This window comes from Pseudochelatococcus sp. B33 (assembly GCF_053570585.1).
In genome coordinates this window covers 33,863-55,291 of sequence record NZ_JBSEFH010000004.1, presented here as the reverse complement: position 1 = coordinate 55,291, position 21,429 = coordinate 33,863, and the positions used below count along the sequence as shown (strand labels likewise).

Here is a 21,429-nt window from a genome sequence, read left to right as displayed (position 1 = left end):
TATGCCTTCTCCCTCCCCGGTTTGCAGCGGCGTCCGACCGGTCAGAGCTTGCGGTAGGAATCCAGCCACGGCACCGCGTTCTCGAACGCCGCGCTCGCGCTCAGAACCGCGAAATCCCCGTGCCGCGGACCGACGATCTGCATGCCGACCGGCAGGCCGTCGGGCGTCAGGCCCACAGGCACCGAGGCGATCGGGTTGCCGGTGAGATTGAAGAGATAGGTGAGGCTCCAGCCGATCGTGGGGTTGACGGGCTGATCACCGATCTTCGAGGGGCCGAACGACTCGCCGAACGCCCCGGCGTTCGGAATCGCTGCGACGAGATTGGTGGGCGTCAGAAGCAGGTCGTACTTGTCGAACAGGCCGTTCACGGCATCCATGACGCCGGTCCGCTCGTGGTTATAGCCCTGGAAGGTCATTGCCGACATGCTGAAGCCACGATCGATCAGCGTGAGGAAGCTGGGACTGAGCAACTCCCGCTGCGGGGAATCGATATCGAACCCGAGGCCGCGGAGACCCTTGGCGGTATCCGCCGCAAAGACATCGTACAGGCCACCCCAGATCCGCTCGATATCGGTATAGTGGTAGGGAATGGCCGCGCCGATGTCCTCCACCTCCGCCCCTGCGGCCGCGAAGGCCGCGGCAGCGGCGCGAACCCGCGCATCGACGTCCGGGCTGGGCGTGAGCTCGCAGAGCCTCGGCGCGAAGGCGACCCGCAATCCCTTGAGGGTGCCCTGAAGCGCCCTCGCGAAGCTTTCCTTCGGCGCCGAGGGGCCGAACGGATCCGTCGGGAGGGGCTGTCCCATGACATCCACCATCACGATGGCATCGGCGACGCTGCGCGCGATCGGCCCCTTGTGGGTGAATGGCGTCAGGGTGCCGAAGGCATTGGGTCTGTTCGTCCATGGAATCTGTCCGAACGTGGGTTTGAAACCGTAGACGCCGCAGGCGGCGGCCGGAACGCGGATCGATCCTCCCCCGTCCGACCCGAGACCGATGGAAACCATGCCCGCCGCTGCCGCCGCGGCACTGCCGCCCGAGGAGCCGCCGGCGTTATGGCCGATGGAGAACGGCGTGCTGGTCGGTCCCACGACATAGTTGTCGGTGGTGTTCTTGTGGCCGAATTCGGACGTATTGGTCTTCCCGATAGGAATCGCGCCCGCATCGAGGAGCCGCTGCACGTGGTCTGCCGTGCGCGGCGCGACGAGATCGGCGAAGGCGCGGCAGCCGTAGGTGTTGCGCACCCCGGCAATGGAATCCGACAGGTCCTTCAGCCCGATCGGCACACCGAAGAGCCTCGGCAATTCGGCGGGGCGTTGCCGGAGTTCCGCTTCCTGACGGCGCGCCGTCTCAAAGGCCAGCTCCGCCGTGACGGTCACGAACGCGTTGATCGCCTTGTCGCGCGCCCCGATCATGGCGAGGCTGGCATCCACGACATCGACAGGCGACAGCTCCCCGGCGAGATAGTGCCGGTGGAGGTCGGCAATGCTGAGGTAGGCGATCTCTTCATGCTTGCTCATCGAACGACCCTCGTTGCTAGAGCGTGTTCCGGTCAGACAGAATCGTCTGATCGATAAGAATTCGCTCAAAATCAAAAACTTGGAGCATGTCATCGTTTCTGTGAAACGGTGACATGCTCTAGCGGACAATGATCACGCAATGCGCGGGATTGATGCTCATCGTGACCGGAGAGGAAACGGCATATCGATCGGTCGGCGGACGCCGGACGACGGCAGGCCCCCACGGGGCATTGACGACATACTCGATGAAGTCGCCGCTGAAAGTCGCTGCCGCAATCTCGCAAGGCCAGCTATTCACGCCCGTCGTGGCGCCGTGCCCCGCCGTCAGCTGGAGATAGACGGACCTGAGCGCGAGCAGGGGCTCGCCGGCCGAGCCCGCGGGGCGATTGTCCAGGGCGCGGATGCGCGTTTCCCGGGCGGTGACGAAATCGACCTCCCGGCCCGATCGGGTCGCCTCGTCGACCCGCCCCTCGACCAGATTGGCGGAGCCGATGAAATCGGCGACGAAGCTGTTGTTCGGGAAGTTGTAGAGCTCCTCGGGAGTCGATTCCTGCTGGATCTCGCCCTGCGACATGACGATGATCCGGTCCGACATCGTCAGGGCCTCCTCCTGGTCATGCGTGACATAGATCGACGTGACGTGCAGCTTGCCCTGCAACTCCTTGATCTCGTTGCGCATCTGAACGCGGAGATTGGCGTCGAGATTGGAGAGCGGCTCGTCGAAGAGGATGACGTTCGGCGAGAAGGCCACTGCCCGCGCCAGGGCGATGCGCTGCTGCTGGCCGCCGGACAGCGCCGAGGCGCGCCGTTCGCCGTATTGCTTCATGCGCACGAGATCGAGCGCCCAATCGCCCTGCCGCCGGACCTCGTCATTGGGCCGCTTGCGCACGCGAAGACCGTAAACCGCGTTCTCGAACGCGGTCAGATGAGGCCAGATCGCGTAGGACTGGAAGACCATCGACATGTTGCGCTTCTCGGCCGGAACGTCGATTCCCCGTGCCGACGAGTAGACGACGGTGCCGTCGACCTTGATCTCGCCGGAACTCGGCCGTTCCAGGCCGGCAATCGAGCGCAGGATCGTCGTCTTGCCGCAGCCGGAAGGCCCCAGCAGCGTCAGGAATTCACCACGCCTTATCTTGAAGCTCACTCCCTTCACAGCCGTATAGGCGCCGTATCGCACGACGAGATCGGTGACTTCGACGATGTGATCATTTCCTGCCTTCGCAGCAGTCTTGGCTGTCGCCATGATTGCGTTCCCCATCAAGATTCCAGCCGGCGCCATCCATCGCGCGACCTTCCGATTGGCTTCATTGCTAGAAAGTCTCGCGCCGGGTGAAGCGGAGCATCACCACCAGGGCGAGCAGCAGAATGACGAGCTGGATCACCGCGAGCGTCGCCGCCTGCTCCCGTCCGATGACCTGATAGGCCTCGACAATCGATGGCGAGATGACCTTCGAATTCGGCCCCACCAGCAGAATGGATGAGCCGAGTTCGCGCACGCTGACGATGAAAAGCAGGACCCACGCGGCAATCAGGCCCGGCTTGAGCAGCGGAACGGTAATCGTCCGCAGGTGATAGAAGCGCGAGGCGCCCGTCACCTTGGCCGCCTCCTCCAGGCTCTTGTCGAGCTGGAGGACCACGCTTGCGATGGTCCGCACGCCGAGCGGCAGGAACACCGTCAAGTATGCAAGCCACAGCAGCCACAGGGTGCCGTACATCTTGCCGGGGAACTGCAGCCACGCCCAGAGCAGGCCGAACGCGAACACGAGGCGCGGAATCGCGACCGGAACCATGACCATGTATTCGACGAAGCGCCCCACCCGCGGCGGCAAGGGCGACCGATAGATCACCCAGACCACGAACCCCATCAGCATGATGCCGGTGGTCGCCGTCGACACGCCGAGAATGAGGCTATTGACCATGCTGTCCCAATGATCGGCCGAGTTGAACACCTGGATATAGTTGTTCAGCGTCCAGACTGAGGTCGAAAAGTAGATCGTCGACAGCCGCTGGAAGGAGTTCACGACCAGCATCAGCACCGGCAGAACGACGGCGACGAACCCGTAAAGCAGCACGAGCATGAACAGGCCGGACCGGGACCGGCCCGTCTCGATCGCCGACATGCGATAGGCCTTGCCGGTGACCGTCGCGAAGTCCCTGTTGCTGAGCAGCCGGAAGTAGACGAACATGAGCGGCACGACGATCAGAAGCAAAGATATGCCGAGCGCCGCCGCCTCGCCGTATGCGGGCGGATAGGAACCGGCGAGCAGGTAGATTCGGGTGCTGATGGTCTGGATGTTGTCGGTCGCGCCCAGGATGAGCGGCTCCGCGAAGGCGCCGAGCCCTTCGGCGAGCACGAAGATCGTTGCGCTGAGGATAGCCGGGCGCATGAGCGGGATGGTTACCCGCCACAAGGTCTGGCGCTTCGACGCACCGAAGACCTGGGAGCATTCTTCCAGGGAGGGATTGAGGAGCTGCATCGCAGCGCCCATGATCGCAAAGGCGACGGCGCCGCCGGTGAAGGCCATCACGACGGCTATCCCCGTGAGGCTGGAAATGTTGACGAGCGGGCCGTCGAAGCCGAGCCGCATCGCGATCTGGTTGATCAGCCCCGATTGCGGCGCCGCGAGCGCGAGCCACGCAAGCGCGGGCACCAGCGGGGTGACATAGTAAGGCATGACCAGAAGCCGCTCGAAAAAGCGTTTGCCGGGAATATCCGTCCGGTAGACGATCCATGCGGCGAGGAAGCCGCATGGAATGGCAATCGCCGTGGAGATGACGGCGAGCGCGATCGTGTTGAAGATCGTGTCGACATTCCGCGACGAGAAGATCAGCGAGAAGTTGTCGAACCCGTAGCGTGCAGGCTCGTTCGGCGCGCTGACCCGCAGGGCCACCTCGACGAGGTAGACCATTGGATAAGCAACCAGCAGCACCACGACCAGCAGGGCGGCGTAGGCTATCAGTTGCTGCACCGACAATTCGCCCTTCAGACGGTTGAAAAGGGCCGAGGCCATCGAAAACTCCTCGCCAGGGGCCGCCTACTGGCCAAGAACCTTCTGCCAATCGCTCTCGAACGTCCGGCGCCTCTCCCCCATCGTGTCCCAATCCGGCACAAGGAACTTCACGCTTTCCGGCGCTCCGGAATTCGGCGGAGCCGCGACATCCGTTCGCGGGGAGAAGTAGTGCATCTCGCGCACGATGACCTCCTGACCCGCCTTGGACAGTAGGAAGTCGACGAGCAGGCGGGCGGCCTGCGGATGCGGTGCGCTCGCCACGACACCGACGCCTTCAAGCGTCGCAGGAACGCCGTCGTCCGGATAGAGGATTTTCAGCGGAGCGCCCTTCTCGATATACTGCATCGCGCCCGAGATCTGGCCGTTGATGGCGACCGTGTCGGCCCCCCCTACCAGCCGGTCGAACTGCTGCGTGAAGGAATCGAATGCGATCGGCTGCAGTTCGGCGATCCCTTCCGTCCAGTATTCCCGGCCGTAGATGTCCGCCAGGGTCGCCCACTGGGCGAATTGCAGGCCGGAGGTCGTGTTCTTCAGGCTTGCCTTGCGGCCCTTGAAGCGCGCGTCTCCGACAAGGTCCTTCCATCCGACAGGCGGGTTCTCGCCGATCGTCTCGGTGTTATAGACGATGGTCGTGGCCACGAGGCCCCACGAGGTCCAGTAACCATCGGGTTTGCTCTTCACGTTCACGTCCGTGTAGTCGGCCAGTGCCGGCGAGACGTAGTGAGCGAGAATTTCGCTCTTCTGGAAATCGTTCAGAAGCGTCGGGTCCGAGAGAACGAGCGTATCGACGAGGGTATTGTTCGTCTTCACCTCCTGCTCGACCTTTGCGAAGAGCGCACCCGTCTGCGCCCACACGGACTGAACCCGGATCTCGGGAAACAGCTTGTTGAACTCGTTGAGGACGGCGAGCTGCTGGGCCTGTCCGGCCGGTGCATAGAGCACCACCGTGCCTTCCTTCTTGGCGGCTTCGACATCGGCGCAGGTCAGGAAGCCCTGCACCTCGGTCGGCGTATCGCAGGCACCAGCTCCCTGTGCATAGGCCGCGCCGCCCGCGCCGGCCATCAGCATGGATGCAGCGCATGCCAGAATTCCCGTAACATGTGATTTTTTCATTCCGAGTCCCTCTCTGTTATGCAGTATTACGCTCTTGCAGCGTCACCATTTCTTGCCGGATGCTATCGAACAGCTCTTCTGGTTATCCTATCGCCATACAGGCCCGAACCCTTCGGCGCGGGATATTGCCCATCGGTTTCCGGACCGAACGCCCGGCTGCGCGCCTGCCTCCTTTCTCATTGCTGCGCGAAGACCATGCGGGGGTTGTCAATGAGGATGGTCTCGAGTTGCTTATCGGTGACGCCGTGCAACCTCAACCGTGGAACGAAACTCCTCAGGATATGGCCGTATCCGAACCCTCCGTATCTCACGAGCATCATCTTGAGGAAGACGTCGTGTGACAGCAGGATCCGCGACAGATACCCGGCATCGATCAGCCGTCGCACTGCGATCGCATTCTGCTCATCCGACGGTGCCTGCGCGTTCTTCTCGGCGAAGAAGAAATCGATCCCGATCATGTCGTAGCCGAGGTAGGCTCCCCGCGCCGCCAGACGATGCTGATATCCGACATCGTCCCAGCTCGGATTCATGTGGCAGAGGATCGTATGGCGCGGATCGGCGCCCTCCTCCTCCACGATATCCAGAACCCGCTCGCCGAAGCGGAGCCACCCCGGCAGGTGGATCGACAAGGGCACCCGCGTGCGCCCGGCCGCCCGCGCCGCCGCGCGCAGGCATTTTTCCTCGTCCGGCGTGAACTCGGGCGACACGCCCATTTCGCCGATGATCCCCGCGAGGACGCGCGGCCGCTCCGACAGCCCGCCGACGTCGTACATGATCTTTTCAGCCAGGCTGTCGACCGTGGCGTCGCGCACGTAGGCGGGATGCGACGCTTCGAGGTAGAAGCCGGAACCCATGATGATGTTGAGCCCCGTGCGGCGGGCGATCCGCTGCAGGGCGGCCGGATCGCGGCCGACCCCGACGTTCGTTGCATCCACCACCGTGTCGCCGCCGAGTTCCCGGAACTTCATGAGCTCCTCGGCGGCAAGGTCCACGTCGAGCAGCATGCAGTTGTCGCGGTTGCCGACCGGATTGAGGCGAAGCTGGCCGAGAATGTCCTGGGTGACGGGCTGCAACGCGAAGTGAAGTTGCGAGCAGTCGCAGGGCGGTTGCCACTTTTTCGAAGCATCCAGCAGGATGTGCTCGTGCGTCAGCGTGACCCCGAGCTGCGAGACCGGCACTGGTCCGAGAACCGTCATCGCGAACCCGCTGTCCACGCCGACGGGCAGCGGGTCCGGATGACGGAAAATGGAGGCGAGCGGCATGTCGGTCTCAACTCGGACGTCGAACGGGGCGGCCGAGCAGCCATGTATTGAACCAGATGGCCAGGACGATGATCAGGCCCGTGGCGATCTGGGTGTAATAGGGCGACACGTGCGCCAGGATCAGGCCGTTCAAGATCATCGAGATCGCGAGCGCTCCGAAGATCGTGCCGATTATGGACCCCCGCCCTCCGAAAAGACTGGTGCTGCCGAGAACGACCGCGGCGATCACATCGAGCTCGAACATCACGCCCTGGTTTGCGGATCCGCTGCCGAGCCGCGCGGTGAAGATGAGACCGGCCACGGCCGCCGCGGCGCCGCTCCAGACGTAAACCAGCGTCCGGATCTTCCGGATGCTCACGCCCGACCGGCGGACGCCCTCCGCATTCGAGCCGACCCCCGTCACATAGCGGCCGTAGCGTGTATGGTTGAACGTGATATAGGCCACCACGAGCGTGACGCAGGCGAGGACGACGGGCGTCGGAATGCCGAAGATCCATCCTCGCCCGAGGAACGCGAGCAGGCTGTCGGCGGGGATGGGAATCGAGTAGCCCTCGGTGATGAGCAACGCCACGCCCCGATAGATGAAGAGCGAGGTGAGCGTGACGATGAAGGGTGGAATTCCCTGAAACGCCACCAGATAGCCGTGGACCAGGCCGATGCAGGCGCCCACTGCGATGGCGAGCGCGATGGCCGGGACGGACGGGAGGCCCCAGCTGTACATCGCCGTCGCCGCAAGCACGCCCGCCACGGCGCCGACGGAGCCCACCGACAGGTCGATGCCCGCGGTCGTGATGACGAACGTCATCGCCGCGGCCACGATGCACAGCGGCGCTGCCTGTCTCAGGATGCTGAGGAGGTTGTGCACCGTCAGGAAGTTATCCGTCACAACAGAGAAAATCCCGGCAATGACGATGACGAAAACGGCAATGCTGATGACGCCGGGATAGTTGGTGATCGCGTTCTTCCAGAAGGACTGCTTGACATAGCGAAGACCGAGCGCCTTGCCCTCTATGGTGGTGGACATCGACATTCCCTCTCTCATGCGCGGGCTGATGCGGCCTCGAATTTGTGGCCAACAATCAGTTCGACGATTTCGGCGAGGCTCGTTTCCGACGTTTTCGGGGTAGAGACGTTGTTTCCCTCGTACATGACCATGATCCGGTCGCAGACCAGGAAGAGATCCTGCAGACGGTGCGTGACCAGGATCACGCTGACGCCCATCCGGCTGACGTTGCGGATGATCTCGAGAACCGCCTCCACCTCCGCGACGGCGAGAGCCGCAGTCGGCTCGTCCATGATGAGGACGAGCGGATCGAAGGAGATCGCGCGAGAGATGGCGATCGCCTGGCGTTGCCCGCCCGAAAGGTTCCCCGCGAGCGCATGGGTATCGGGGATGCGGATGCCGAGCCCCTGCAGCATCTGCTGGGCGCGGGCATGCATGGCCTTGTGGTCGAGAAGCGGAACGCCTGCGATCGACCGCGTGATCTCGCGGCCCATGAACAGGTTCCCGGCCACGTCCACCGTATCGCATAGAGAGAGGTCCTGGTAGACCATCTCGATCCGCTTTTTCCGGGCATCCGCCGGGCTGTTGAAACGGACCTCCTGCCCGTCGATGAGGATCTTGCCGCTGTCGGGAAGCACGGCTCCCGACAGCACCTTGGTCAAGGTCGACTTGCCCGCCCCGTTGTCACCCACCAATCCGAGCACCTCGCCCGGCGCAAGCGTGAGGTCGACACCGCGCAGCGAACGGATGGGGCCGTACGTCTTCGTGATACCACGCATTTCCACGCGCGGACGGTCGGGCACGGCGACTTCGATGTCACTCTGCATCGGCTTCCACCCCTACTTGAAGCGCGCGCGGAATTCGTCCACGTTGCTCTTGCTGACGAATGAGACAGGCACGCTCACCGTCTCCGGAATGGTCTTCCCGTTCAGGACATCGACAGCCGCCGCAACGGCCGTGGCGCCCATCTTGTAGGCCTCCTGCTGAATGACGGTGTCGATCCAGCCCTCGTCGATCCCCTCGATCACCTGCGCATTCAGATCCCAGCCGAACAGCTTGATCCTGTCGGTCGCGTTGCGCGCCTTCAGGGCAGCGATGACGCCGACAAGGGCAGGCTCGCCGGTGGCGTAGACGACTGCGAGGCCCGGATGGGCCGCCAGCAGCCCCTCCGATGCATTCTGGGCGATGTTCTGAATGTTCTGGCCGTCGACCGAGCCGACAATGCGCGCGTCCGGCGCCACTTCGGCCAGTCCCTCCTTGAAACCATCCATCCGCAAGTTCTGGATGAACGAGTTCAGCGCGCCGACAACTCCGACCTCGTTCTTGCCGGTCGATTTGATGTACTCACCGACGCGACGGCCGATGTCCCTTCCGGCTTCCCTGTTGTCGACGCCGACATTGGCAAGGTTCTTGCCGTCGACCACCGTATCGACGGCGAGAACCGGAACCCCCGCCTCCACCGCATCCTCGATGGACGGCTTGATGGCGTTGGCATCGATGGCGAGAACGAGAATGGCATCGACCCTGTCGTTGACGTAGGTCTCCATGGCATCGTTCTGCCAGGCGGGGTTGTTGTTGGCGTTGTATATTGTCAGTCCGACGCCCAGTTTCTTGGCCTCATCTTCCGCCCCTTGATTGAGATCGATGCGGAAACGGGATTCCTGGTGGGCCTGAACGAGAGCGATCCGCTTCTGCTGTGCCGAAGCCGATGTGGCAACGAGAAGCGCAAGCGCAGCAGTGGCCGCTATGCGTGCCGTAAATGACGTGATTTTCATCGCACCCTCTGGATATTTGATATTATTGAGTATTTTTTGAGACTATTTGAGCGGCAGTCATGCGGATCCCGCTCGCGGTTTGTCATCCCGACCCAATGCCTTGTCGGGCGAACCTGCCTTGCGACAAGTCATGTAAACGCTTTCAGAACGGTCAGTGTGCATGATGGCCCGGACCCTGTCAACATGCTCGCGATGCTCGTCGCGCCGAAAGATTCAGCTCCCCGATCGCCTTGCAGCGGCCGGAAACCAGTCTATCTGCCGGCCGCGGGACCGGCGAGTGCGACCGCCGCCCGAAAAAGAACGTTGCAGCCCGCCTCGAGATGCTCGGGCGCCGTGTACTCCGAAACGTGGTGGCTTATCCCGTCCTTGCTCGGCACGAAGACCATCGCCGTAGGCACCACTGCCGATAGCGGAATCGCATCGTGACCCGCTCCGCTCACCATGCGCCGTTGCCTGAGGCCGAGCGCGGAGGCTGCCGCCTCCAGCGCTTCCACGCACTGGGGAGCGAAGGTGCGCGGCGGGACAGTCCAATAGGGTGTCATGGTGTAGTCCAGGCCGCATTCTGCGGCGACCTCCTCGACGATCCGCTTGAGCCGCCGGGTCATCACATCGAGCTCCGCGGGCGACCGGTGGCGGCAGTCGGCGGTGAAGACGGCCTTGCTCGCGACGACGCTGCGGGCATTGGGTTCGACCAGGATCCTGGCCACCGTGGCGCGTCCATCCGGTTCGAACTCCAGAGCGAGCGCGCGGACCTCGGTGATACAGCGGGCCGCGCCGTAGAGGGCGTCCTTCCGGCGGGCGACCGGCGTGGTGCCGGTGTGGGCCTCGCGGCCGATCAGGGTGACGGTATAGCCGTTGACACCGACGGCCCCCTGGACGATGCCCACGGCATCCCCCTGTTCCTCGAGGATCGGGCCTTGCTCGATATGCCCTTCGAGATAGGCGCTGGCCGTCAGCGCGATCTCGGCGTCGCCCCTGTATCCGATGCGGTCCAGCGCCTGTCCGAGGCTGATACCGTGCTCGTCCTCGGCGGCGAGCCCCGCTTCGAGCGGAATGTGCCCGGCGGCCACTTCGGCACCGAGACTCGACGGCTGGAAACGGCAACCCTCCTCGTTGGTCCAGTTGACGATCTCGATCGGCGCCTCGGTCTCGATGCCCGCGTCGTTGAGCGTGCGGACGATTTCAAGCCCCGACAGGATGCCGAATGCGCCATCGAACCGTCCGCCGGTAGGCTGGGAATCGAGATGGCTGCCGATCAGAACCGGAGCCCGGGACCCATCCCGTCCCGCCCGCCGCGCGAACATGTTGCCGATCTTGTCCACCCGGACCGACAGTCCCGCGTCCGCGCACCAGCGGGCAAAGAGATCCCGCCCGGCCTTGTCCTCTTCGGAGGCTGCCAGCCGGCACACCCCGTCGCCCGGAATACGGCCCACTTCCGCGAGCGCCATATGGGCTGCCCACAGACGGCTCCCGTTGATTTGCGGCAATGTCGTCACGGCAGTCCTTTCGCAATAGGGTTATAGTCACGCAAGCCTCAGGTCCGGCACTGGAACTGGACGAGCTGGAGCTGGGTATCGCCGATATTGCGAAAGTAATGGGGAACACCCGGCGGAATCCAGATGCAATTGGAGGCATCGAGGGCGTACTGCCATTCGTATTCAGTCCCTGCCAGCTTCACATGAGCGATCGCGAAGCCTGCGGAGATGGTATAGACGCTTTCGTGTGCGGCGAAATCGGACGGCGCACTGCTTTCGTCCTCGGCGATCGTCATGCGGCGGCATTCGAGGCGGCTCAGAAGCCGAGACTGGTCCTCCGGCAGACAATCGCCCGGCTGGGCCTTGTACCCCCTCTCCGGTGGGCGATCGCCGATGGCCGCACCGATCAGGATGTGCTCCAGAACATCCTTGCCCGAATTCACCACATGATGCTCGATGCCCGTCGGAATGGCGACAGCGCTTCCCGGCCCGACGTCGACATAGGTATCGCCGAGGAGGACTTTTCCGCGACCGCGGCGGAAGTAGATGATCTCTTCCGTCGGGCTCTCGGCATGCACCGGTGAACTGCCCGAGGCGAAGTAGATCGACTGCTCCACCCCCATGATGTTGCTGTCCACGAGGTCACTGTTCGAGAAGACGACGCGGACAAGCCGATGGTTCTCGTTACGCTGTGGAGGAGTCGACAGCGAAGCCAACTTCATGAGCGTTCCCATTGTGTCTCCACCTTCCGTTCATCAATCGCCGGGCCCATGGCGCCGGCGATGCGCCGCACGGCGCGATAAGAAAACGCTTTCAAGCTTGCGCGACGAGGAGAGGCTTGTCAACCGGCCTGTCCGGACATTATCGTCTGCGGGCCCGACAGCCACTGCCGCCCGGGAAACACCGCCGCATCTGCGAAAAGCCGCAAATCCATGGCTGCTCAATGGTCCGCAAGCGCAACACCGACTCGATCTTTCGCCGGGAGACCCCGCCCGCGTGCCTGCCGCTACCGCTCGGAATCGCTTGACATCCCGGCGGGCGGTTTTTAGAGTTTTTTGTAAGCGCTTTCTCAGCCGTCGCTGCCCCATGGACGAGGACCTCTCCGGGGTGGTCTCATCCTCTCCTGTCACATCAGCTCCAGGCGAAGGGAAGTCATGAGCCGTTTCAACGCAATTCTGATCACGGGAGCCGCGGGCCAGATCGGAAGCGTCCTTCGCGACGCTCTGCGCCCGCATTGCCGCCTCCTGCGGTGCAGTGACGTCAAGGATATCGAGCCGCAGGCTCCACACGAGGAATCCTGCGCCTTCGACCTGAGCGATCCCGAGGGTGCGATGAAGGCGATGGAGGGGATCGACATCGTCTACCACCTGGGAGGAATCCCGCTCGAGGACACGTGGGAGAACATCCGCAACGTCAATATCGACGGGACATACAACATCTACGAGGCCGCCCGGGTGAAGGGCGCCAAGCGGGTCGTCTTCGCCAGTTCCAATCATGCCATGGGCTTCTACCGCCGAACGAGCACCATCGGACAGGGGGAGCCGCCACGGCCGGATTCCCGCTACGGCATCAGCAAGGTGTTCGGCGAGGCCGTCGGACGTCTCTACGCCGACAAGCATGGTATCGAGACCATCAGCCTGCGCATCGGCCAGTTCAGGCCGCGGCCGACGAACCGGCGGATGCTGAGCCTCTGGCTCAGTCCTGCCGACATGGGCCGTCTTGCCCTGAGTTGTCTGACCGCCGAGGACATCCACTTCGAGGTGGTCTACGGCATCTCGGCGAACAAGCGGGTATGGTACGAGAACCCCGGAGGCCGGAAGATCGGCTATGCGCCGCAAGACTGCGCGGAGGACTACGCAGCCGAGTTGAGCGAAGACGCCATGCGGGAAGACCCTGTCACGGCGGTTTTCCAGGGTGGCCCCTTCTGTGCGGCAGAGTTCGATGGATCGATCGACAGAATCAGTTAGCAAGGCCACGCGTGCAGAGGATTGCGGTGTGTCACAGCACGAAACGAACCTCGATTGCGCGGGGGCGGGTCTCCGGCCGGCCGACCTGAGCACGCCCGTCGCTCCGGTTCATGCCGCCACGCCGTCGCCGCGCTGGAGCCATATGCTGTCGCTCGACGACTTCGAACGCGCGGCGCATTCCTATCTTCCGCGGATGATTCGCGGCTTCATTGCCGGCGCCGTCGAGACGGGGGCCGCGATGCGCTGGGCCGCCGAGGCGTATGAGGACTATACCTTCGTTCCGCGCGCGCTGCGCGATGTCGCCGGCAGGGACACGAGCGTGACCCTCCTGGGGCATCGCTATTCCGTGCCGTTCGGAATCGCGCCGATGGGCGGCGCGGCCATCGCCGCCTATTGCGGCGACCTGGCGTTTGCCGAAGCGGCAGCACGGGTCAACCAGCCCATGATCATGAGCGCCTCCTCGCTGATCACCCTGGAGGAAGTGCGGCACCGATATCCGCGGGCGTGGTTCCAGGCTTATCTCGCCGGTGACGAACGCCGCATTGTTCCGATGGTCGAGCGTGTCGCCCGGGCAGGCTACGAGACCCTGGTCCTGACCGCCGACACGCCGGTGCCCGGCAATCGCGAGAACAACGTTCGCAACGGCTACAGCATGCCGATCAGGATCACGCCGCGCGTGGCGCTGGACTGCGCCCTGCATCCGCGCTGGCTGATCGCCACTCTCTGCCGCACCTTTCTGAACCGCGGGATTCCGCACTTCGAGAACATGGAGGCGGAAAGAGGCCCGCCGATGTTCTCGCGCAACCTCGTGCGCAACTTCAGCGACCGCGACCGGTTTTCCTGGGACCACGTCAGATTGATCCGCCGTCTGTGGCGCGGCACGCTCGTCATCAAGGGCCTGCTTCGCGTGGACGACGTCCGGCTGGCGCGTGAGATCGGAGTGGACGGGGTGATCCTCTCGAACCATGGCGGCCGCCAGCTCGACTATGCGCTGGCCCCCCTGAACGCGCTCGAGCGCATCCGGGATGCGATGCCAGGCCTGCCGATCATGATCGACGGTGGCATCCGGCGGGGAAGCCACGTGCTCAAGGCCCTGGCGCTGGGCGCGGATACCGTTTTCGTGGGCCGGCCATATCTCTATGCCGCGGCTGTCGGCAATGTGGAGGCCGTCGTTCACGCAAGCAGCATCCTGCAGGAGGAGGTGAGTCGCGACATGGCGCTTCTGGGGCTTAACGCGCTTTCCGAGCTCGATGCCGACTATCTTGCGCCGCGGCACGACAAGCGAAAACAGGACAACCGGAGGGAAAGCATATGACCGACGCAGTGATCATGATGAGCGGGTTTGCGCTTCAGAAAGCGATAGAACCGGTGATTATTCCTGCCTTCGAACGGGAAACCGGCGTCCGGGTCGATGCGCGGTGGAGCCCCACCACCCTGATCGTGAAGGGGATCGACGAGGGGGCCGAGGGCGATGTCGTCGTGCTTGCGGACGAAGCGATCGACGATCTTGCCGCACGGGGACTGCTCATCCCCGAGACACGCTTCGCTCTCGCGGACGCCACCGTGGGGCTTGCGGTGCTGGGCGGCCAGCCGAAGCCCGACATCGGCACGACCGACGCGTTCCGTCAGGCTATCCTGTCCTGCCGGGCCGTGGCCTATTCCAGGGCGGGAGCGAGCGGCATCTATTTTGAGAAACTCATCGAGCGCCTGGGCATCGCCGACGCGGTCCGGCAGAAGGCCGTGGTCATTCCCTCGGGGTTGACGGCGGAGAAGCTGGTGAGCGGAGAAGCCGATCTCGCGGTCCAGCAGATAAGCGAACTGACCATGGTGGACGGCATCGACGTCGTGGGTCCGTTCCCGCAGGAAATTGCCAGCGTCACCGGCTTCTCCACCGCCGTCCTGCGCTCGTCCCGGCGGCCGGAAAACGCGAAGCAACTGGTCGCCGCCCTGTCGTCCGCTGCGGCCATGGCGGCCTACACGGACGCGGGTTTGTCGCCGCGCCGATAACGCGCCTGCCGGGAGACTGAAATGGCACAGCCGCGGATCGTCCTTCTCCATGCCACACCGGTCGCCATGGCACCGGTTCAGGCGGCTTTCGCCTCGGACTGGCCGGAAGCCGAAACCGTCAATCTTCTCGACGATGGCTTGACCATCGATCGCGCCAGGGAGGCAGACACGCTGTCCGAGACGCTCATCGAGCGCTTCGTGGCCTTGGGGCGATATGCCCACCTCATTGGCGCGGACGGCATCCTCGTGACCTGCTCGGCGTTCGGCCCGGCGATCGAGCGGCTGGCGGACGCGCTTCCGATCCCGGTCGTGAAGCCCAACGAGGCGATGTTCGCGGCTGCCCTGGAACAAGGCAGCCGCATCGGCATGCTGGCGACATTCGGCCCCTCGGTTGCGACGATGGAAGCCGAATTCTCCGCCTATGCCGGCGGCCGCCGTCCCGACGCCAGCCTCACCACGATCCTCGTGGAGGCGGCCATCGACCGCCTGCGGCAAGGCGACCGGGAGACCCACAACCGTCTCGTGGCGGAGCGCGCGCCGGAGCTTAAGGACATGGACGCCATCATGCTCGCCCATTTTTCAACCTCGGTCGCCGCCGAGGCCGTCCGGGCGCGGGTCACCACTCCCGTGCTGACGGCGCCCCAGGCGGCGGTCCAGCAGATGAGGCGCCTCGTCACGCAGCGGACCGGCGGCAAGCCATGTTGATCGGCGTCATCGCGGACGACTTCACCGGCGCGAGCGATATCGCCAACACCCTCGCCAAGGGGATTGGAGAAGAGGGCGGGCTGCGCACCACCCTGTATCTCGGCGTGCCGCAGGAAAATCCCGGGCCGGACGAGGAGGCATGCGTCATCGCCCTGAAGAGCCGGTCGATTCCGGCGGCAGATGCCGTGACACAATCCCTCGCCGCGCTGGAATGGCTGCAACGCAACGGCTGCCGGCAGGCCGTTTTCAAGTACTGCTCGACGTTCGATTCCACGCCCCAAGGCAACATCGGTCCCGTCGGCGAGGCCCTGGCGGGGGCCATGGGGGTGAGCGGGGTCGTCGCGTGCCCGGCCTTCCCGGCGGCTGGCCGCACGGTCTATCAGGGCCACCTGTTCGTTCACGACAGGCTCCTCAATGAATCCGGCCTCGAGAACCATCCCATCAACCCGATGACCGACGCCGACATCCGGCGGTGGCTCCGGCGGCAGTCCGGCGCGCCCGTGGGTCTGGTTCCGGCCGGCGTCGTGTTCCATGGTGCGGAAGCCGTCGCGGCGGCCCTGGATGTGGCGGCCGGGGGCGGAGAAACGCTGGTGATTGTCGACGCCATTCGCGACGAGGACCTCGTCACGATCGGTGCGGCCTGCGCGGGCCGTCCGCTGGTCACCGGCGGCTCCGGCATCGCCATGGGCTTGCCCCGCAACTTCATTCGCTCCGGCGCAGCCCAAGGCAGCACGCCGCAGGCGTCGGCGGTTCCGGGACCCGAGGCCATCCTCGCCGGCAGCTGCTCCGGAAAAACGCTGGAGCAAGTGGAGCGTCACGCGCATCTCCATCCCGTCCGCGCCCTGGACGTGCATGCCATCATCGAGAACCGCCTGAACCCGTCAGATATCGTCGCATTCCTGCGGCAAAACGAGGGGCGAGCACCGCTGGTGTTCACGTCGGCCAAACCCGCTGCCGTCAGACAGACCCAGGCTCAGCATGGCGCGGCACGCGTCTCGGCGGCCATCGACGGATTTTTCGCAACCGTGGCGCAGCGGCTTGTTGCGGACGGGGTGCGTCGGCTTGTCGTCGCCGGCGGCGAGACGTCGGGTGCGGTGGTCTCGGCGCTCGGACTGGGGCCTCTCGCCATCGCGCGGGAAATCGATCCGGGAGTTCCGATCCTCATCTCGACTGGCAACCCCCGCATGGCGCTTGCCCTCAAGTCCGGTAACTTCGGCGACGTCGATTTCTTCGACAAGGCCCTCGCGATGATGGAGACGGCGGGATGACCGAAGCCGACCTGAGACAAGAGATCGCCCGGCTTGCGCGCTCTCTCTTCGAGAGAGGTTATTCCGTCGGTTCGGCGGGCAATCTGAGCGCCGCCGTTGCGGACGGCTACCTCATCACGCCGACCAATTCATCCCTCGGCCATCTCGACCCCGCCAGCCTTTCGAAGATCGACCGTGCGGGAAAGCACGTGGACGGCCTGCCGCCGTCGAAGGAGTTGCCGCTCCATCTCGCCTTCTATGAGACGCGCCCGCAGTCCAAGGCGGTGGTCCATCTGCATTCGACCTACGCCACCGCCCTCTCCTGCCTCGCGCCCGCCGACGAGGACGACTGTCTGGAACCCCTCACGCCCTATCCGATCATGCGCGTGGGCCGCCTGAAGTATCTCCCGTATACGATGCCCGGCAGTCCGGAAACGGGCGCGCTGATCCGCAGCCTCGAAGGACGCCATGCCGCCGTGCTGCTCGGCAATCACGGGCCGGTCGTCAGCGGTCCGGACTTCGCATCCGCCGTTTTCGCGGCCGAGGAGCTCGAGGAAAGCGCGAAATTGCAGATGCTGCTGCGCAGGGAAAGCCCGCGCCACCTGAGCGCACAGCAGATCGCAGCGCTTCGGGCCCGCTACGGCGAGCCCTGAACGCCGGCCCGCAAGGCGCAGACCCCAGGATCATCGTGGCAAGCCGGCGCAAGCACGTCCGCCTCAGGTATCCGGACCTGAGGGCGCCTTGGCGAGCAAGCCCGACAGCATCGCCTTCTTCTGGTACTTTATGTAGTCTTCGAGCTCGAAGATCTCCCTGATTTCACGCGTATGCAAGGCGATTATGTGGGCGGAGAACAGCACCTGCAAGGCGGCTGCGCGCGATGGAACCTTGCGGAAAACTCCCTGCTCGATCCCGTCGATGATGATCTTCTCGAAGAAACTGACGACATCCGACACGGTTGCCATGACATTGGAGCGCAGTTCCGGAGGCAAACGGCCGACCTCGCGGTAGAGGAGGCGGATGGGGCGACGCAGCCTGTCGACGATCCTGCAATAGCTGGCGAAGCCTATCTCCAGGGATCGGCGCGGGGACGTTTTCGAAAGTTTGGTTTCCTCCAGCTCGCGCTGGATGTTGTTCATCAGGTCCTGCGCAACTAGATAAAGTATGTCCTCCTTCGAGGAAACGTACATGTAGAGACTGGCGATATTGAACGAGCACGCCCTGACGATGTCCCGGATGGACGTATTGTGGAATCCGTGATCGAGAAAGAGTTTGGTCGCGACGTCGATAAGCTCGGTTCGACGATGAGCGACCCTTTCGGGATTCTTGATGGTGGTTGGAATATTGGCTGTCTGATTGGCGCTGAGGCTCGACAATTTTCTGGCGGACGTCTTGGCGGGCATGCCCGGTTCCCTTTGCGCGTTTCGGCTCGTCAGTCTGGCGTCATGCTCCACAGCTCTACGCCGCATCGGACCCGGCAGCGCGATACCGAGGTACCGGCGACCGTCCGACGAAGCCGCAAGCCAACGCAAACATCACCCCATGAATCGAGTCATGGCTGAACTCTGATGACACGCTTTCTAGAATACCGTAACACCAAAATCAATCAGCCTTTCGCATATCCTCTCCGTTCGAGCGCCCGCCGGAACGTCGGCCATGGCGCAGCCGCATCAATGGGCCGCCTGGCCGAGATAGGCCCGGATCACCTCGGGATCGCGTCTGATCGCGTCCGGCGGTCCATCGGCCGTCTTGGCACCATGGTTCATGACCACCACCCTGTCGGCCAGATCGGCCACCATCTGCATGTCGTGCTCCACCCATATCACGGTGGGCCGGAGTTCGTGGCAGATGCGCATCAGGAACCGGGCGAGGTTCTCGCGTTCCTCGCGGATCAGGCCGGTACAGGGTTCGTCCAGCAGCAGGAGCTTCGGCTGCATCATCAGGGCGCGCGCGACGCCGACCATCTTCTGGACGCCGTATGGCAGGGCCCCGACGGCTTCGTCCCGGTGCCGATAGAGTTCGAAGAAGTCGATGACCGCTTCCACCCTGGCCCGCTGCTCGATTTCTTCCCGCCGCGCAGCGCCATAATAGAAGCCGGCCGAAAACAGATTCGACCGGAACTGGCTGTGACAGCCCGTCAACAGGTTTTCCGTCACCGTCAGGTAGGGGAAAAGCTCGGCATGCTGGAACGCCCGGCCGATACCGAACTTGACCATTCCGTGCAGCGGCCGGCCGACGACGCTCGCGCCGTCCAGCCTGATGTCGCCTCGCGTCGGCCGGTAGATCCCGTTGATGCAGTTGAGCATCGCCGTCTTGCCCGCGCCGTTGGGGCCGACCATCGCCACCAACTCGCCCGGCTCCACCGTGAAGCTGACCGCGTTGATCGCCACGATCCCGCCGAAGCGCAACGTGACCTCGTCGATTTCCAGCCTGGCGCCGCGCGGTTTCGTCATCCCCACCACCTCCGCTTGCGCGAGTATTGTCTCAAGTCGCGATAGCTGCGCGTCGCGCCGCCGGAACCGCCCAGATAGAACTCCTTGATGTCGTCGTGCTTCATCAACCCGGACGCCGGACCCTTGAAGACGACGCGCCCCCCTTCCATCACGTAGCCGAACGACGCGATGCGCAGAGCGGCCATCGCATTCTGCTCCACAATGAGCATCGGCAATCCGAGATCAGCATTGATCATCTGGAGGATGCTCATGATCTCCTCGGTAACGATCGGCGCGAGGCCCAGGGAAAGCTCGTCGACCAGAAGCAATCTCGGTTCGCACATCAGCGCCATTCCGATGGCGAGCATCTGCTTCTCGCCGCCGCTGAGCAGGCCCGCCACCTGACTGCGGCGCTCCGCGAGACGCGGGAAATAGGCGTAGACCTGATCGCGAACGGCCCGGTTTCTGCGGGTGAGATTGAAATGGAGATTGTCCTGAACGCTCAGCGTTTCGAAAAGCTTCTGCCGCTCGGGGACGATGATGACACCGCGACGCGATATTTCGTGCGGCAGCTTCCCGGCGATCGACTGCTCGTCAAACCTTATCGACCCGTCAGTGATCGCGACGTCCTCGGAGGAGAGAAACCCCGATATCGCCCGCAGTGTCGTCGTCTTGCCGGCGCCGTTCGTTCCGATCAGCGCGACGATCTCATGCTGCGGAACGGATATGCTGACGCCCTGCACGGCGGTCGCCACGCGGTTGTATACCACCTCGAGCTGCCGCACATCGAGCAGCGGGGCTCCGCCAATGGTTTCGATGTCGGCCATCAGCGCCGCCCTCCCGGCTGGATCTCGCGATAGCGGAAAGGCCAGCGCTCGAAATACTCGGCCACGCGTCGGTAGATTTCGATCAGACCCTTGGGCTCGAAGAGAAGAAAGAAGATGATCGTGATGCCGATCGCCGCCTCCTGCAAGCCGAACGACGTCGTGCCGGGCCGCCACCCCCGGGGCAGCGCCGCAAAGCCGGCGTCGATCAGGAAGGGAAGCAGGGTGATGAACAGCGCCCCGAAGATCGAACCCAGAATGGAGCCCATACCCCCGACGATGATGATGGCAAGGGAAAGAATGGCAAGTTCGAGCGTATAGGCCTCCACGGTCACCACGCCGGTGAAATAGGCCCCGAGGCTGCCCGATAGCGCGGCGAGCGCAGCGCTGGTAACGAAGGCAAGCAGCTTGTATCGGGTGACATTCACGCCCATGGCGGCGGCGGCGATATCGCGGTCGCGGATCGCCACCCAGGCGCGACCGATATGGGACCGCGCCAGGTTGAGCCCGAAGAGCACGACGGCGGCGGCAATCGCGAGCAAGGCGTAGTACCAGGCCACCCCGCCGTAGAGATGGAAGCCGAACAGCGACGGTGCCTCGATGGATATGCCGGCGGTCGCGCTCGTGCCGATATTGGCCTGATAGGCCGTCAGCACGAAGATGATGGCGTAATGCATGGCGAGCGTCGTGATCGCAAGATAGATGCCGCGGAAGCGCAACGCCGGAAGACCGACCAGGAAACCGACCGCACCGCCTGCGACACAGGCGAGCGGGATCGCGAGCCAGAAAGGTGCGCCATAGCCTTTCACCAATATTGCGGTGGTAAATGCGCCGATCGCCATGAAACTCGCATGGCCGAGCGATACCTGCCCGCAATAGCCCGTCAGCAGATTCAAGCCGACCGCGCTTATCACGGCCAGCAGCGTGAGGTTCAGCAAATGGACCGTGTACGGGCCGGCCGGAACGGGCAGGACCAGCAACGTCACCATGGCCACGGCGACGAGCACCTTCTGGTAAGGCTCGCGGACGAGTTCGTTCGTCTCGGCGAAAGTGACACGAAGATACGGACTGGAAGTCAGCATGATGATGGG

General features: G+C 63.9%; 20 protein-coding genes. 6 read left to right on the top strand and 14 right to left on the bottom strand.

Annotated elements, in window-relative coordinates; translation table 11 throughout:
- Nucleotides 1-41: 41 nt before the first annotated feature.
- The 10 genes from ACUSIJ_RS05320 to ACUSIJ_RS05275 form a co-directional block, all read right to left on the bottom strand.
- On the bottom strand, nucleotides 42-1,517 hold the full coding sequence (locus tag ACUSIJ_RS05320) for an amidase (protein WP_449307340.1): 1,476 nt from the start codon (nucleotides 1,515-1,517) through the stop codon (nucleotides 42-44).
- Between the two features lie 118 nt (nucleotides 1,518-1,635).
- Nucleotides 1,636-2,763: an ABC transporter ATP-binding protein gene (locus ACUSIJ_RS05315; protein ID WP_449307339.1), complete on the bottom strand. Its 1,128-nt coding sequence runs from the start codon at nucleotides 2,761-2,763 to the stop codon at nucleotides 1,636-1,638.
- A gap of 67 nt (nucleotides 2,764-2,830) precedes the next feature.
- Nucleotides 2,831-4,531, bottom strand: coding sequence for an ABC transporter permease (locus tag ACUSIJ_RS05310; protein WP_449307338.1), 1,701 nt, complete (start codon nucleotides 4,529-4,531; stop codon nucleotides 2,831-2,833).
- A 24-nt stretch (nucleotides 4,532-4,555) separates the two neighbouring features.
- Nucleotides 4,556-5,644: an ABC transporter substrate-binding protein gene (locus tag ACUSIJ_RS05305; protein ID WP_449307337.1), complete on the bottom strand. Its 1,089-nt coding sequence runs from the start codon at nucleotides 5,642-5,644 to the stop codon at nucleotides 4,556-4,558.
- A 176-nt stretch (nucleotides 5,645-5,820) separates the two neighbouring features.
- Nucleotides 5,821-6,906: a phosphotriesterase family protein gene (locus tag ACUSIJ_RS05300; protein WP_449307336.1), complete on the bottom strand. Its 1,086-nt coding sequence runs from the start codon at nucleotides 6,904-6,906 to the stop codon at nucleotides 5,821-5,823.
- A 7-nt stretch (nucleotides 6,907-6,913) separates the two neighbouring features.
- Nucleotides 6,914-7,930, bottom strand: a complete 1,017-nt coding sequence (locus tag ACUSIJ_RS05295; RefSeq protein WP_449307335.1) for an ABC transporter permease — start codon at nucleotides 7,928-7,930, stop codon at nucleotides 6,914-6,916.
- 14 nt (nucleotides 7,931-7,944) lie between these two features.
- Nucleotides 7,945-8,736: an ATP-binding cassette domain-containing protein gene (locus tag ACUSIJ_RS05290; protein WP_449307334.1), complete on the bottom strand. Its 792-nt coding sequence runs from the start codon at nucleotides 8,734-8,736 to the stop codon at nucleotides 7,945-7,947.
- Between the two features lie 12 nt (nucleotides 8,737-8,748).
- Complete coding sequence (locus ACUSIJ_RS05285) at nucleotides 8,749-9,684, bottom strand: substrate-binding domain-containing protein (protein WP_449307333.1); 936 nt, start codon at nucleotides 9,682-9,684, stop codon at nucleotides 8,749-8,751.
- Between the two features lie 251 nt (nucleotides 9,685-9,935).
- The gene (locus ACUSIJ_RS05280; RefSeq protein ID WP_449307332.1) at nucleotides 9,936-11,180 is read right to left on the bottom strand and encodes a M20 family metallo-hydrolase; all 1,245 of its coding nucleotides are present in this window, start codon (nucleotides 11,178-11,180) and stop codon (nucleotides 9,936-9,938) included.
- Nucleotides 11,181-11,218: 38 nt separating this feature from the next.
- Nucleotides 11,219-11,881 (bottom strand): cupin domain-containing protein, encoded by a 663-nt coding sequence (locus tag ACUSIJ_RS05275; protein ID WP_449307331.1) that lies wholly within the window; start codon nucleotides 11,879-11,881, stop codon nucleotides 11,219-11,221.
- A gap of 432 nt (nucleotides 11,882-12,313) precedes the next feature.
- Here ACUSIJ_RS05275 and ACUSIJ_RS05270 point away from each other — a divergent pair, with 432 nt between their 5' ends.
- The 6 genes from ACUSIJ_RS05270 to otnC are packed head-to-tail and all read left to right on the top strand — an operon-like array spanning nucleotide 12,314 to nucleotide 17,738.
- Nucleotides 12,314-13,126 (top strand): NAD-dependent epimerase/dehydratase family protein, encoded by an 813-nt coding sequence (locus tag ACUSIJ_RS05270; protein WP_449307330.1) that lies wholly within the window; start codon nucleotides 12,314-12,316, stop codon nucleotides 13,124-13,126.
- Between the two features lie 28 nt (nucleotides 13,127-13,154).
- Nucleotides 13,155-14,441 (top strand): alpha-hydroxy acid oxidase, encoded by a 1,287-nt coding sequence (locus ACUSIJ_RS05265; RefSeq protein ID WP_449307329.1) that lies wholly within the window; start codon nucleotides 13,155-13,157, stop codon nucleotides 14,439-14,441.
- Nucleotides 14,438-15,133, top strand: coding sequence for a substrate-binding domain-containing protein (locus tag ACUSIJ_RS05260; RefSeq protein ID WP_449307328.1), 696 nt, complete (start codon nucleotides 14,438-14,440; stop codon nucleotides 15,131-15,133). The genes ACUSIJ_RS05265 and ACUSIJ_RS05260 overlap by 4 nt, the downstream gene beginning before the upstream one ends.
- Nucleotides 15,134-15,154: 21 nt before the next feature.
- On the top strand, nucleotides 15,155-15,838 hold the full coding sequence (locus tag ACUSIJ_RS05255) for an aspartate/glutamate racemase family protein (protein ID WP_449307327.1): 684 nt from the start codon (nucleotides 15,155-15,157) through the stop codon (nucleotides 15,836-15,838).
- Complete coding sequence (otnK, locus tag ACUSIJ_RS05250) at nucleotides 15,832-17,106, top strand: 3-oxo-tetronate kinase (RefSeq protein ID WP_449307326.1); 1,275 nt, start codon at nucleotides 15,832-15,834, stop codon at nucleotides 17,104-17,106. Before ACUSIJ_RS05255 ends, otnK begins: the two co-directional genes overlap by 7 nt.
- The gene (otnC, locus tag ACUSIJ_RS05245) at nucleotides 17,103-17,738 is read left to right on the top strand and encodes a 3-oxo-tetronate 4-phosphate decarboxylase (RefSeq protein WP_449307325.1); all 636 of its coding nucleotides are present in this window, start codon (nucleotides 17,103-17,105) and stop codon (nucleotides 17,736-17,738) included. The genes otnK and otnC overlap by 4 nt, the downstream gene beginning before the upstream one ends.
- A 63-nt stretch (nucleotides 17,739-17,801) precedes the next feature.
- Here otnC and ACUSIJ_RS05240 read toward each other — a convergent pair whose 3' ends face one another.
- From ACUSIJ_RS05240 to ACUSIJ_RS05225, 4 genes are all read right to left on the bottom strand, one after another.
- Entirely contained in the window at nucleotides 17,802-18,536 is a 735-nt protein-coding gene (locus ACUSIJ_RS05240) for a TetR/AcrR family transcriptional regulator (RefSeq protein WP_449307324.1), read from the bottom strand.
- A gap of 216 nt (nucleotides 18,537-18,752) precedes the next feature.
- Complete coding sequence (locus ACUSIJ_RS05235) at nucleotides 18,753-19,535, bottom strand: ABC transporter ATP-binding protein (RefSeq protein WP_449307323.1); 783 nt, start codon at nucleotides 19,533-19,535, stop codon at nucleotides 18,753-18,755.
- Nucleotides 19,532-20,341 carry an ABC transporter ATP-binding protein gene (locus ACUSIJ_RS05230; protein ID WP_449307322.1) on the bottom strand — a complete coding sequence of 270 codons (810 nt, stop codon included), beginning with the start codon at nucleotides 20,339-20,341 and terminating at the stop codon, nucleotides 19,532-19,534. Before ACUSIJ_RS05230 ends, ACUSIJ_RS05235 begins: the two co-directional genes overlap by 4 nt.
- The gene (locus ACUSIJ_RS05225) at nucleotides 20,341-21,420 is read right to left on the bottom strand and encodes a branched-chain amino acid ABC transporter permease (protein WP_449307321.1); all 1,080 of its coding nucleotides are present in this window, start codon (nucleotides 21,418-21,420) and stop codon (nucleotides 20,341-20,343) included. Before ACUSIJ_RS05225 ends, ACUSIJ_RS05230 begins: the two co-directional genes overlap by 1 nt.
- Between the last annotated feature and the right edge of the window lie 9 nt (nucleotides 21,421-21,429).

Coding starts and splice junctions, on each gene's coding strand:
- ACUSIJ_RS05235 (WP_449307323.1), bottom strand. CDS start 19,535: ATGACGAAACCGCGCGGCGCCAGGCTGGAAATCGACGAGGTCACGTTG.
- ACUSIJ_RS05305 (WP_449307337.1), bottom strand. CDS start 5,644: ATGAAAAAATCACATGTTACGGGAATTCTGGCATGCGCTGCATCCATG.
- ACUSIJ_RS05285 (WP_449307333.1), bottom strand. CDS start 9,684: ATGAAAATCACGTCATTTACGGCACGCATAGCGGCCACTGCTGCGCTT.
- ACUSIJ_RS05275 (WP_449307331.1), bottom strand. CDS start 11,881: ATGAAGTTGGCTTCGCTGTCGACTCCTCCACAGCGTAACGAGAACCAT.
- ACUSIJ_RS05290 (WP_449307334.1), bottom strand. CDS start 8,736: ATGCAGAGTGACATCGAAGTCGCCGTGCCCGACCGTCCGCGCGTGGAA.
- ACUSIJ_RS05320 (WP_449307340.1), bottom strand. CDS start 1,517: ATGAGCAAGCATGAAGAGATCGCCTACCTCAGCATTGCCGACCTCCAC.
- ACUSIJ_RS05300 (WP_449307336.1), bottom strand. CDS start 6,906: ATGCCGCTCGCCTCCATTTTCCGTCATCCGGACCCGCTGCCCGTCGGC.
- ACUSIJ_RS05270 (WP_449307330.1), top strand. CDS start 12,314: ATGAGCCGTTTCAACGCAATTCTGATCACGGGAGCCGCGGGCCAGATC.
- ACUSIJ_RS05315 (WP_449307339.1), bottom strand. CDS start 2,763: ATGGCGACAGCCAAGACTGCTGCGAAGGCAGGAAATGATCACATCGTC.
- ACUSIJ_RS05260 (WP_449307328.1), top strand. CDS start 14,438: ATGACCGACGCAGTGATCATGATGAGCGGGTTTGCGCTTCAGAAAGCG.
- ACUSIJ_RS05310 (WP_449307338.1), bottom strand. CDS start 4,531: ATGGCCTCGGCCCTTTTCAACCGTCTGAAGGGCGAATTGTCGGTGCAG.
- ACUSIJ_RS05295 (WP_449307335.1), bottom strand. CDS start 7,930: ATGTCCACCACCATAGAGGGCAAGGCGCTCGGTCTTCGCTATGTCAAG.
- ACUSIJ_RS05230 (WP_449307322.1), bottom strand. CDS start 20,341: ATGGCCGACATCGAAACCATTGGCGGAGCCCCGCTGCTCGATGTGCGG.
- ACUSIJ_RS05255 (WP_449307327.1), top strand. CDS start 15,155: ATGGCACAGCCGCGGATCGTCCTTCTCCATGCCACACCGGTCGCCATG.
- ACUSIJ_RS05225 (WP_449307321.1), bottom strand. CDS start 21,420: ATGCTGACTTCCAGTCCGTATCTTCGTGTCACTTTCGCCGAGACGAAC.
- otnC (WP_449307325.1), top strand. CDS start 17,103: ATGACCGAAGCCGACCTGAGACAAGAGATCGCCCGGCTTGCGCGCTCT.
- otnK (WP_449307326.1), top strand. CDS start 15,832: ATGTTGATCGGCGTCATCGCGGACGACTTCACCGGCGCGAGCGATATC.